The organism is Deltaproteobacteria bacterium (assembly GCA_016208165.1).
Taxonomy (GTDB): Bacteria; Desulfobacterota; Desulfarculia; order JACQYL01; family JACQYL01; genus JACQYL01.
In genome coordinates, this window is record JACQYL010000066.1 from 61,952 (window position 1) to 74,304 (window position 12,353).

The following is a 12,353-nucleotide window of genomic DNA, read 5'->3' on the forward strand; positions in this document are numbered from 1 at the left end:
TTTTCGCACATTTTATGGAGAGACCCGTCGTTATCCGACCGGATCGAAGCACCACGAACCACAGCTATTCGGTCGTTCGTGGACTCTGGGAAGGCTCTTTCGTACGTTGCAGCCCCCCAAAAGCGAGCCATCCTTCCCTCTGAAGCAAGATCTTAAATAAAAACCATTGCTTAGATCAAAATATACATTAGTGGAAGCTCCAATGTCATCAAAAAACCGATAAGGAGCCTTCAGCTTATAACAAAACCCTCTTTCCTCTCCTCTCGCGAGATACCCCGTCCATAGGACAACCTCAGCCTGGCCTGCCGGGGCTGCTCTTCCGAGAGTCTCATCAGGGCAGAATGCAATTGTACACGATACATTCGGAAATTGCCACTATTAGGGAGATATTTTCGACTACGTCTCTGAAATCTCTCTCAAAACGAGAGAAACAATCGACGCCGTAGATGGACGATGCTGCATCTTCCAGCAGGATGCCTGCATGTCGCGGGGAATGATTGGCCTATGATGGTGATTTACTTAGGGGTTTCCTCTGTCTCAACTTCCGTGGGTTTCATTAGCTTGAACCTCTTCACTTTTGTGGAAGGGGAACCGGTATCCACGGCCCGACTCAACGCTTCCCGAAAAATATACTGAAGTTCCATGTTAAAACGCTGTCCAAAAAGGATATATTGAGCGAGCTGTTTAGGGGTCAACAGGGATTCCAGTTTGGTCGATTCCTCTCGATACAGCTCGTATTTTCTCTTTTCATTAAGTCTATAGTCATCCAACAGGCTCTGGATTGTACGTTCGTCGTGCGTTTCACGTCCGATCTCCGCAGCCAACATTCTTTCTATCCGCCTTCCCTCAGCCATCAGTTGGCCTCTACGCTCCTGGAACGCGTTCAGAATAGGGAAGAGGTCTCTCGCCGTATTTTCGTTGAGGTTCAACTCTGAGGTGAGCCTCCAGATACGAATCATATGTATGCGTTTTCGTACCCGCTCTTTCTCTTGCTCCAACGCGTCCGCCGTGGCCGAATCCGATGTGCCGTGGTCCAAAGGATTCCCCGACTGAACGGACTCCTGAGCATCCGCGCCCGCCGTCGGTCCGGTGGAACTTGTTTCCGCATAGGAATAGCAAATTGGAGTGCTCATGGTCACGACGAGGCCTAACACGAGCATTCGTTTGACTGCACTGTGCTTCATTCTCATAAACTCATTGCCTGCGTAATTGGGGTTGGGTCAACGTTGCCTCATGTCAATTTGACATCATATAGTCCAAGGAGTGGGCCACCCTGGTAAGTTCCGCCGGACTGAGGTTCGAGAGCCTGGACTCGAGAGCGGACACGTATCGCGCCGAATCCGTCATTTCCATGTCCGGGACGAAAACATCCTGAAATTTATCCAATCTTTCCTGTCTGGCGAGTCTACTGAGCAATCCATTGCACAAATACACAAGTTCTTCCTGGGATAGGTTCTCCAAAGGAACGGACACATGGTCGTCAAAGGTGGAAAGAGGAAAAGAAATGGGCATGGCTGCGACATTGGAGGAAATCGGGCGTCCGACCGCGGAATCGGCCGTAAAAAGATAGCGTCCGGTCTTCATGATGCGGGGGCTCATAATTACGAAAACGGCAAGCAAGGCCACTGCTACCGCTCCATAGGCATACCGGGGTCTCGAAAACCACGCGAGGAATCGTTCGAGATCCACCCAAGGACCCTTCTCAGGGTGACAGGCCTCGGCAAGCAGCCGGTTTCGAACGTCCCGCACAAAATGGTCCCAGTCCGGTTCGACACTCCCGGTTCTCGCCGGACCCGCTTGACGCAGGGTCGTCACCAAATCATAACTGGCTTTGCATTCAGGACAATGCTTAATATGACCCAAAATGACAGGGTCCGTGCGCTCGTTCAGCACCGTTGAGTCCATTTCTAAAATATGTCGCTCAACTTTTTTGCAGTCCATAGACCTTTCCCAGCTTTTTCTTCAGTTTTTGCAGCGCGAAATGGAAGTTGGCTTTCGCCGCTCCCTCGCTGCACCCCAGAATACGGCTCACATCCGCATAACTGAGGTCTTTATAAGTCCTCAACACAACTGTCAACCGTTGCTTTTCAGGCAGTTCTTTAATGGCTCGGTGCAATTCGAGCCGTTTTTCCTTGTCTATGATGGAACGCGAAGGATCATCATCCGTGGCCATCGCCGGATCCAACTCGTCCGTCTGCTGAAAACGCGATTTCTTCAAGTGGTTTCGGCACAAATTCAGGGCGATCTTGTAGAGCCAGGTTTTGAACTTTGACTGCCTCTTGAACCTGCCCAACGAGCGAAAAGCGTTCACAAACGCCATTTGGGCAATGTCTTTGGCGTCTTCCTCATTCCCGACAATGCGCAAAACGAAATAGTAGATTTCCTTCTGATACTTGCGGATCAGGGTTTCAAATGCTCTGTCAATCCCCAAATTCTCGTGACTGGAAACCAGGGGCCGGCGAGGGGATCGCCGGTTCCATAAAAGATACGATTCCAATTGACAACCGCCCGCTAACCCCTGTAAACAAAGCTCGGGAAAGAAGACTAGAAAGGAAGCTCCATGAAAGCAACGGTTATCGTCAGCGGTGCAAGGACCGCTGTCGGCAAGTTTGGCGGGACACTGAAGGAGTTGAGTGACATCGACTTCGGTCCGGTTCCCATCCGTGAGGCCATTCGCCGAGCCGGACTGTCCGGAGATCAAATCGACGAAGCAATCTATGCGTCCGGATACCGCACCGGCGATCTTCCGATAAACTCGGCTCGCGTCGTCGCGGTCAAGGCGGGCATACCCGTAGAAAAGCCTCAGTTTACCATCTCCAAGGCATGCGGCGGAAGTCTCAAAGCAGTTACGCTTTGCAGCCAGATCATCTCTGCCGGCGGCGCCGAAATCATGCTGGCCGGAGGCATGGAGTCGATGAGCAACGCTGCGTACCTTCTAAAGCAGGCCCGGTGGGGGTACCGTCTGGGGCATGGACAGCTTCAGGACCAACTGATTCTGTTTGATCCTTTGAGCGGGGACACCATGGGGGAAACGGCCGAAAACGTAGCCGAAAAATACCAAGTCGCGCGTCCTGACCAGGACGAGTTCGCTCTCAGGAGTCAACAGTTGGCCGAAGCAGCCATCAAGGCAGGGAAATTCGAGGACCAGATCGCGCCGGTCGAAATTCCCCAGAAAAAAGGCGCGACGGATCTGTTTGACACGGACGAGCATCCAAGATTCGGTACGACCCTCGAGGCATTGGCCAAGCTGAAGCCCGCTTTCCGGAAAAACGGCTCGGTCACGGCTGGAAACTCGAGCGGAATGAACGACGGAGCGGCCGCCCTGGTAGTCATGTCGGCGAAAAGGGCCAAGGAGCTGAACATCGAGCCGTTGGCTTCCATCGTGTCCTTCGCCTCGGTCGGCGTGGAACCTTCTCTCATGGGGATAGGGCCTGTTCCGTCAACCCGCCTGGCCCTGGAAAAAGCCGGCATGAGCCTCGATGACATCGATCTGATAGAATTAAACGAAGCCTTTGCCTCCCAGTCCCTTGCCTGCGTCCGGGAACTTGATATGGATCTCGAGAAGGTAAACGTTAACGGCGGGGCCATTGCCTTGGGCCATCCGGTATCCGCCAGTGGCGCCGTGATCCTGGTGAAGTTGCTCTATGAAATGATGGCCCGCAATCTCAGCACAGGTCTTGCCACCATGTGCATTGGCGGAGGTCAAGGTATCGCTCTCATCGTAGAACGCGCTTAGTATTCAAGGCTAGGCCTTCCAAGGGTTTTCTCAAGTCGATTGAAGGAAACCATGTCGACGCTTACCGACGAACACCGGAAATTCAGGCAGCACATTCGTTCGATCGTTACCGAAAGAATTCGACCTTTTGCCGCCGAGCTGGATGCTCGAGGCGAATTTCCCCGTCTAAGCTACGAAATCTTTCGAAATGAAGGTCTTCTCATCGCGGCGCTTCCAGTTGAAAGTGGGGGAATGGGGGCCGACGCCCGGACGCTTTGCATATTGATCGAAGAGATAGCCAGGGTCTCTCCTTCATCGGCCTTGCTGGTGTTCCCCACTTCGGCGATCATCCGCATACTGGCGCAGACAGGAAGCCAGGAACAAAAACGACGTTTTTTCCCCGAGTTCGCCCCAGGAGACAAGCTTCTGGCTTTTGTGCTGACCGAACCGGATTTTGGATCCGATGCGGCTTCGTTGCGAACCCGGGCCGTCCATACGGGAGAACACTTTCTCGTCAATGGCAGCAAAACCTATGTTACGCTGGGTGAGCACGCCCATTTCTATTTGGTATTCGTCCGCACGGCTGAGAAGGAGGGTTCGGCCGGAATCAGCGCCCTTCTCATACCTCGAGAATCAGAAGGTCTCTCTTTCGGCCGTCCAATGGAAAAAATGGGATTGGGCGCCAGCATAACCCAGGAATTGTTTCTGGAGAATGTGAAGGTACCGGCGGACAATCTGTTGCTGGGCCCTGAACGAGGTTGGGAAGTCCTGACCCGGCATGCGAATCCCATGCGTGTTTGGGGCGCCGCCAGTATGTCTCTGGGCATCGCCCAAGGCGCCTTCGAAGAGGCTTTGGCCTTCGCTCGCACTCGAGTGCAATTCAAGACCAAAATTGCCCGGTTTCAGGCCGTTGCCTTTATGCTTGCGGATATGTACACTCGTATCGAAACCACCCGGTCATTCATATATCAAACGGCAGCAATGGTGGACGAAGGACAACACGATCACAAAGAAGTGGAAACGTTTGTTTCCATGGCCAAATACCACTCTTCGGACATGGCGATTGAAGTCGCCGTCAACGCCGTTCAAATTTTGGGCAAGGAAGGGCTTCGCAGTGGTTGTGTGACCGAACGACTCATGCGCGACGCCAAAGCGATCCAGATATTCGACGGATCCAATCAAAGACAACGACTCATCGTCGCACGAAACATTTTGCGATAAGACACAAGGGGGGAAGCATGAAATTCAGTCTTTCCGGGGAACTCCAGATGTTGAAAGAGACGGCCCGCGATTTCACACTAAACGAAATCGTGCCATATGCGGACAAATGGGACGAAGAGCATTATTATCCCCGCGAGGTCCTCAATAAGATGGGCGAGTTGGGCTTTTTCGGTTGCGTCATCCCCGAGGAGTACGGCGGAAATGAAATGGGATTTCTGGCCCAGACCATTCTCACCGAAGAGATTGCCCGAGGCAGCAGCTCGATTCGCGTGGCCATCAACATGCAGACATTGGGAACGGCCCTGTCAATATTGCGGCATGGAACCGAAGAGCAAAAAAAGAAATACATACCCGGCCTGGTGAGCGCCGAACTGATCGGATGCTTTGGTATCACAGAACCCAACGCGGGCTCGGATATTTTGGCCATGAAGACAACCGCTCAGAACAAAGGGGACTACTACCTCTTTAACGGGTCCAAAACATGGATCAGCAATGCGCAAGTCGCGGATCTCTGCGTTGTCTATGCCTATACGGACAAGGACGCGAGCAGCAAGGGTGTCAGCGCATTTATAGTGGATCTGAAATCCGATGGCATTACCACCAGTAAACTGGACAAACTGGGTACCCGTTCTTCCCCAACAGGAGAAATCTATTTCGAAGACACGAAGGTTCCCAAAGAAAACCTCTTGGGCCGGGAAGGAGACGGACTCAAGATCGTTTTTTCCAGTCTCAACCAGACCAGGCTCTCCTGCGCGGCCGGCGGCGTTGGTGTGGCTCAGGCAGCGCTCGATGCAGCGACCAGTTATTGCCGGGAGAGGGTACAGTTCGGCCAGGAGGTGGGTCAATTCCAAATGAATCAGGACATGATCGCCCAAATGGCCGTGGAAACGGAAGCAGCACGTCTGTTGACGTACAAGGCGGCCGTTCAGAAAGACGAAGGAATGCTGGGAAACGTACTCGAAACCTCCATGGCCAAGTATTATGCGGGAGAGACCGCAGCAAAATGCGCTCATTTTGCAATGAAGATCCTCGGAGCCTATGGTTATTCCACTGAATACTCCGTGGCGCGCTACTTTCGAGACGCCGTGCTCTACCAGATCGTTGAAGGAACGGCGAACATCCAGAAAATGATCATTGCCATGGATCAGTTGGGCTATCGCAAAGCAAATAGATGATCGTTTGACCTCAGACAATGGCGGCGCCGGCCCGGAGGTTCTATCCGGGCCGCAGTTTTTTGGCGCTGCAATAGCCGAGATTCGCAGACCTTCTCCGGACAGGGGCCGATGGGAGGATGACGCCTAAGGCGCAGAGTGCATCGCAAACATAACTTTCCTTCCCGGAACTGCCTTAAGAAAAACAGAAACCATGGAATTGCTTGCCGTTGTTGGACTGGTGATCATGACCACGAGCTTTGTACCTCAGATCTTTCGGATTTACCGTCTGAAGAGCGCCCGTGAGATTTCGAGGTGGACGTTCTATCAGCTGCTCGTGGTGAACTTGTTGTTCATCTGCTATTACATTACACTGGGGCATTGGACCGCCTTGATCCTCAATGCGCTTCTCGGGGTGATCATGGCCTGGGTGCTGGTCTTAACTTTCATTTACCGTTAACTGAAAAGAACTTGAACCATTTATATGAGCCTTATCACAGCGAACAATCTGAGCCTTTCTTTCGGCGGCACGCACATCCTGGACCGGGTGAACTTTCAGATCGGAAAGCCGGATCGAGTGGGTCTGGTGGGACCGAACGGCGCCGGGAAGACGTCGCTTCTTCGAATCCTGGCCGGCGAAATCAAGCCCGACGAGGGCGATATACAAATTTCCAGGGGCGTTCGTCTGGGATATCTCCCTCAAGACCTCATGGAGCTCCCCTCGGGCACCGTCCTGGAATCCATTCTGAGCACGGTGCCCGGCAAACAGGAGAAAGAGCTGCGTTTGGCCGATCTTGAAATGACTCTCGAGACCGCATCCGACCCCGACGAGCTGAATCGGTCGGCGCTCGAAGTGGCGGAGTTGCACGAGGAACTCAGCCATTTTGAACGCCACTATTCACCGCACGAAGCGCAACGAATCCTCAACGGACTCGGTTTCAAACCCGAGGATGCGCAAAGACCCGTAGAAGCCCTCAGCGGCGGCTGGCGAATGCGCGCCGCTCTGGCCGCCCTGCTCTTTCAGAGGCCCGACCTGCTGCTATTGGACGAACCCACGAATCACTTGGACGTGCCGTCGGTCCGATGGCTCGACGCCTTTCTGGAAAAATGGAACCAATCCATGATCCTGATCTGCCATGATCGTCAGTTCTTGAACCGACATATCCGGCGCGTGCTGAGTTTTGAATCGGAAGGCCTTCGAGCCTATACGGGAAACTATGACACCTACCTCGAGTCCCGGGAACAGGAAAGGATCATACTCGAGAACAAAGCGCGAAACGTGGATAAGAAGGTCAAGGAGGCGCAGAAATTCATCGAGCGGTTTCGCTCAAAAAACACCAAGGCTCGCCAGGCGCAGAGTAAAATCAAAATGGTGAAAAAACTCGAACTGGTGGCCACCCATACGTCTCGAAAAACGTTGAGCTTTTCTTTTCCTGAAGCCGAGCGCTCCGGACGCGTGGTCCTCACGTTGTCCGGACTTTCCAAGCGTTTTGGAGAAAACACGGTATTCCGGGGCGTCGACGCGAGTGTCCTGCGCGGGGACAGAATCGCCATAATCGGTCCCAACGGTTGCGGCAAAACAACGCTTCTGAAAATCATCGCAGGAGAATTGACGCCGGATGAGGGCACTGTAACGCCGGGGCATAACGTGGTCATGAGCTATTACGCCCAACACCACACGGCCCAACTGCGCGAAAATAGAACGGTGCTCGATGAAGTGTATACTTCGGCCCCCAAAACCTCGCTTTCCTTTATCCGAGGCGTGTGCGGCGCCTTTCTATTTTCGGACGATCAGGTGGAAAAGCACGTGGGCGTGCTTTCGGGCGGTGAACGGGCCCGGGTGGCTTTGGCCAAGTTACTGGCCGCCCCCGGAAATCTGATGCTGATGGACGAACCCACCAACCATTTGGACCTTTTCTCTTCCGAGGCCCTGATTCAGGCCCTCGATCCGTACGACGGGACCCTCATCTTCGTATCTCACAATCAATCTTTCGTGAATCGATTGGCCACGCGTATCTGGGACCTTTCCGGCGAACGCATTGAAGAACATCCCGGTAATCTCGAGGAGTACTTTCATCATCTTTCCCTGCTGGAAGAATCAACCGTCACGGTGCGGGAGGGAGAACAGGCCAAAGCCGGAAGTCCTTCCGACGATAAACGCGGCCGCGATGAACGTCAGGTTCGAAAACGAGAGGAAGCGCTTTTTCGGAAGAAACGCAGCAATGCCATCGGCCCCATCAAGAAAAGCATAGAAAGCCTGGAGGACCGGATTCAGAAACTCGAACAGAGACAGGAGGAAATATCCGGACTTCTTGCCCAGGAAGCCGTGTTCCAAGACAGCGAGAAGAGCGTACCTCTCATGAACGAGTACGGTGGCCTGAGGTCCGAACTAACCTACCTGCTTTCCCAATGGGAGGCCCGACAGGCGGAACTGGAAAAGGCGGAGAAGGCGTTCTCTACGGACTTCGAGGCCTGATACCGTTCAATGGTTTGGCCTGTTCCGAGGCGCCCTGCCCGCTCGGTTCTTCTCGGGGGTATCCGGAAGCCGCTATGGAGGACTCGAGCCGTCATCGCGGTCCATATCCGCTTCGAATGCGGAACCCTAAAGCGTAAATGGAAACCCATGTCATGATACCTCGTGATGATCTTACCCGAACTGGAGCATCAGACCGTTTCGCTCCCGAAAAGGCTCCTTGTGCGCAGGGATCGCGGGCCAACGGCTTTTCGCGCCTCGACACCCTCTTCCACCCTCGCTCGGTCGCCGTTGTAGGAGCCTCCAGCGGCATACGAAAATGGGGATATCTGATCCTGTGCAACATCCTGGCCGGAGGATATACCGGAGCGGTATATCCCATAAATCCGAAGGAAACGAACATCTGCGGTTTACCGTGCTTCAGGAGTTTGCGGGACGTGCCCGGGACGGTGGATCTGGTGTTGATTACGACCCCCGCGAACACGGCGCCTGACGTCCTTAAAGAATGCACGGAGAAAGGCGTGGGAGGCGTGGTGCTGATCAGCTCCGGCTTCAGCGAAACCGACGATCGTGGAAAGCAGATAGAACGAGACATCGTGGATCTCTGTCAAGAGCATGAATTGCCCCTGGTCGGTCCAAACACCATGGGCATTATCTCGACCCACTCGGACTTGTACGCCACCGGGGCTCACGCCCGGCCGCGAAAGGGCTCTATCGCGTTCGTATCACAGTCGGGTAATTTGGGTGTCCAGCTGATGCACTGGGCCACGGGACAGGGAATCGGCATCTCGCTTTTCATCGGATCCGGTAACGAGGGCTTCCTCAATTCGACCGATTTTTTGGAATACCTGGAATCCGACCCTGCTACTCGAACGATCATCATGTATCTGGAAGGCATCGAAGACGGCCGGAGGTTCGTCCAGGTGGCCCGCCGGGTTTCCCGTGAAAAGCCGATTATCGCCCTGAACGGCGGCAGAACCGACTCCGGAAAGATGGCGGCCGCCTCGCACACCGGGTCCATGGCGGGATCCACGCGCGTGTTTAACGCCGCCTGCCGCCAGGCCGGAGTCCTGCTGGCCCGGAAGCCTTCCGAGCTTCTGGACCTTTCCATGGGATTCTCCTCTCTTCCGTTGACTCCGGGGAACCGGGTGGGCATTGTGAGCCTGGGAGGAGGATGGGGCGTGGTCACCTGCGACGCCTGTCGAGAGGCAGGACTGGAAATACCGCCGCTACCTGAGCACATCGTCAAGAAGATCGATCGACATTTGCCCCCCTTCTGGAGCCGGGCCAACCCCATCGATTTGGTGGGAACCCTGGACATGCAAGCCCCCATCGTGGCCGTCGAGGAACTGGTTAAATGGGACGGAATAGACGCCGTCATCTGCCTTGGCATCATCGGCAGGAAGAAACTGGCGCAACTTCAGATGGACTCCACTCGAAAGATGAACCCGGAAGTGACCGGCCGGATGCTCGACGATGTCATGGAGGCCATCTCCGACTACGAAGCCAAGTACGCCGAGCATCTTCTGCGGCTCATGGAAGCGTATCACAAGCCCATCGTGGGTGTTTCCCTGGCGCCCACCGGAGAAGGTTCCCAGTTTCAGTTGGAAGGGTGTGACTATTCGGGCGTGTTTTTTCCCACGCCGGAGAGCGCCGTAAACGTGCTGGCGCAGATGGCGCGGCGAAGACAGTATCTGAACCGGTTCGAGGAGAAACCCGCTCGGAGCTGACCGGGCCCCGGGGCTGACCGGGCCGCATGACCTCCCGACTTGCCGGACGAGAAGGCGCGTTTCCATCCGAGATCTTTTCGAAACGATCGTTAATGTCAACGCGGGAGCGGAGAAAGGGTTAACACCACAGGCGGCCTAATTCGGGCCGGGCTGCCGTTCATCCACGTTTTTGCCGCAGCAGTGCTTGAATTTGGCCCCACTTCCGCACGGGCAGGTCTGATTCTTGCCCACCCTTTTGGCCGGCTGCGTCCCAAGGGAAAGGAACAGATCTTTGTAACACAACGTTCCCCAGATCAGAAAAGGAAAGAGCTGCGCTCTGAAATACTGAAACAGGGCGCAGATCCATTTGATCGTTTGGGCCTCGAAGGCGCCATATCGGATCCCCAATAAAGAGGCATACCACGTTATATAGTGCATCTTCACTTCGAACACGATATTGGCCACATGACTCAAGAAAAGGATAAACATGCCTAGTGCCGCGACCTTGATTCTGCGCCGTACGGACAGTCGGGGCGTGGCCAGCAGCAATGCCAGGGTGAGCAGCACATTGGAGGAGACCAGCGTCACGGAAATCGCAGGCGCATGGCCTCCGGCGCCGAGGTTCATTTCCGCGGGCTTAACCAGTATCACCCATCGCTCCAGCGCCAGTTCAACCGGGTGCGTGGGTTCGACAAGATTGAAGATCCGTTCGCCGCAGGACGCGAGCAGATTCCAGTAAGGCACTTTAAACGGGTACAGCAGGACCGCCGACACGGCGTAAGCCAGAGCGATCTTAAGCAGCAGTAGAAGGGCGGGTCGAATCGGCAGCCCGGAGAGCCGACTGGGCCCAGAAGAACCAGAGGACGACCCCGGCCGCAATGACGACGGATTGAGCGACATAGATATGAGTTTCGAAAAAGAATTGAGGAAAATAAAGGGCCACGTACACCAGAATCAAGATCCGGAGGATGTTGAGGGTCCATATTAGCACTGCGCCCATCAGAATTCCGATGCCTTTGTCTCGCCATCGGCTGGGAAAGGCCAGAACGGCCGACATATAGATGATAAAGGCGATCATTCCATTGCAGTCATCCGATATCCGAAGTCGCATCCCAGGGGTCACGAGGTCGGCGTTTTCCAGCCGAACAGGCGCCCCCAACAGATCCACCAGCAGCCGTGTCGTCTTAATCACGGCTGATGTCACCGGCGTCGTGATATCCACATGACTTATTACCACCTGCAGGGAGGTAAGACTGTAGAAGACGGACACGAGAACTGCGAACAGCAGACAGAAGCGAAGGCTTCCCTTTTTGTCGAAAAACGGTCTGGCGTCCATGATCTATGGCCTGTCAGGGGAATTTCATCTTGGTTTCGCAAGCCTCCGAATCTCGGAAAGCCCTGGCTTATGGATAGCGGCATTCGACCGATTTTGCAAGCTAGTTCGGTCCGCCGCCCGGATCCATCCCGGACGAAACACTCAGCTTGGCCTTTTCTCGACAGCCACGGATGGATGCCTATTTCTATTTTATACCGTAATATTAATCACTTAATATGAATACCGCGCTTGTTTCCTAATCCCGCTTTTGTGAAAATGCTTGACATAAGCGGACACATGAATAATTTGTTAGTGTTTCCCCGCACTTTGCCGGGAGCCGAAATCAACAGGAGTGAACCTATCTTATGCAAGAGAACAGTAAGTTTACCGGAGCAAGCCGCTACGTACTGGACGCAGAACTAGCCAAGATCGTGAATATCAGCATGGCCTTGGAGATGCCTCTGTTGCTCAAGGGAGAGCCCGGAACCGGGAAAACCATGCTCGCCTACGCCATCGCCGAGAGCCTGAAAATGCCTCTTCTGGTGTTGAACGTCAAGTCCAGCATGAAGCTGGTGGATTGTCTGTACCAATACGACACCTTGACCCGGTTGAACGACAGCCGCTTCGGGGATTCGGACCGGGACGTGAGCAATATCGAGCACTACATCCGAATGGGCAAGATCGGTCAGGCCTTTGTCGCGGATCGCAAGGTGGTTCTCCTCATCGACGAGATCGATAAGGCCGACACGGACTTCCAGGACGACATGCT

Annotated in this window: 12 protein-coding genes; 7 read left to right on the top strand and 5 right to left on the bottom strand. The window is 54.3% G+C overall.

Annotation, left to right across the window (positions count from 1 at the left end):
* Positions 1 to 515: 515 nt before the first annotated feature.
* From HY788_14320 to HY788_14330, 3 genes are read right to left on the bottom strand one after another with little or no spacing between them, the layout of a single operon-like run.
* Positions 516 to 1,184 (bottom strand): hypothetical protein, encoded by a 669-nt coding sequence (locus tag HY788_14320; protein ID MBI4775320.1) that lies wholly within the window; start codon positions 1,182 to 1,184, stop codon positions 516 to 518.
* A 52-nt stretch (positions 1,185 to 1,236) separates the two neighbouring features.
* Entirely contained in the window at positions 1,237 to 1,941 is a 705-nt protein-coding gene (locus HY788_14325; protein MBI4775321.1) for a hypothetical protein, read from the bottom strand.
* The gene (locus HY788_14330) at positions 1,922 to 2,431 is read right to left on the bottom strand and encodes an RNA polymerase sigma factor (GenBank protein ID MBI4775322.1); all 510 of its coding nucleotides are present in this window, start codon (positions 2,429 to 2,431) and stop codon (positions 1,922 to 1,924) included. Before HY788_14330 ends, HY788_14325 begins: the two co-directional genes overlap by 20 nt.
* A gap of 129 nt (positions 2,432 to 2,560) precedes the next feature.
* On the opposite strand from HY788_14330, the gene HY788_14335 reads away from it, so the two are divergent.
* The 6 genes from HY788_14335 (at position 2,561) to HY788_14360 (ending at position 10,290) form a co-directional block, all read left to right on the top strand.
* A complete protein-coding gene (locus HY788_14335; protein MBI4775323.1) occupies positions 2,561 to 3,736 on the top strand; it encodes an acetyl-CoA C-acetyltransferase in 1,176 nt (391 codons plus the stop codon).
* A gap of 51 nt (positions 3,737 to 3,787) precedes the next feature.
* Entirely contained in the window at positions 3,788 to 4,936 is a 1,149-nt protein-coding gene (locus tag HY788_14340; protein ID MBI4775324.1) for an acyl-CoA dehydrogenase family protein, read from the top strand.
* Positions 4,937 to 4,953: 17 nt separating this feature from the next.
* Positions 4,954 to 6,111 carry an acyl-CoA dehydrogenase family protein gene (locus tag HY788_14345; protein ID MBI4775325.1) on the top strand — a complete coding sequence of 386 codons (1,158 nt, stop codon included), beginning with the start codon at positions 4,954 to 4,956 and terminating at the stop codon, positions 6,109 to 6,111.
* Positions 6,112 to 6,301: 190 nt separating this feature from the next.
* A complete protein-coding gene (locus HY788_14350) occupies positions 6,302 to 6,547 on the top strand; it encodes a hypothetical protein (protein ID MBI4775326.1) in 246 nt (81 codons plus the stop codon).
* 24 nt (positions 6,548 to 6,571) lie between these two features.
* The gene (locus HY788_14355; protein MBI4775327.1) at positions 6,572 to 8,563 is read left to right on the top strand and encodes an ABC-F family ATP-binding cassette domain-containing protein; all 1,992 of its coding nucleotides are present in this window, start codon (positions 6,572 to 6,574) and stop codon (positions 8,561 to 8,563) included.
* A gap of 152 nt (positions 8,564 to 8,715) precedes the next feature.
* On the top strand, positions 8,716 to 10,290 hold the full coding sequence (locus tag HY788_14360) for a CoA-binding protein (protein ID MBI4775328.1): 1,575 nt from the start codon (positions 8,716 to 8,718) through the stop codon (positions 10,288 to 10,290).
* A 135-nt stretch (positions 10,291 to 10,425) separates the two neighbouring features.
* On the opposite strand, the gene HY788_14365 is transcribed toward HY788_14360, so the two are convergent.
* Complete coding sequence (locus tag HY788_14365) at positions 10,426 to 11,043, bottom strand: SEC-C domain-containing protein (protein MBI4775329.1); 618 nt, start codon at positions 11,041 to 11,043, stop codon at positions 10,426 to 10,428.
* Positions 11,044 to 11,062: 19 nt separating this feature from the next.
* The gene (locus HY788_14370) at positions 11,063 to 11,605 is read right to left on the bottom strand and encodes an archaeosortase/exosortase family protein (GenBank protein MBI4775330.1); all 543 of its coding nucleotides are present in this window, start codon (positions 11,603 to 11,605) and stop codon (positions 11,063 to 11,065) included.
* Positions 11,606 to 11,949: 344 nt separating this feature from the next.
* On the opposite strand from HY788_14370, the gene HY788_14375 reads away from it, so the two are divergent.
* Positions 11,950 to 12,353 (top strand): AAA family ATPase (locus tag HY788_14375; GenBank protein ID MBI4775331.1); only part of this gene is annotated, 404 nt, incomplete at its 3' end.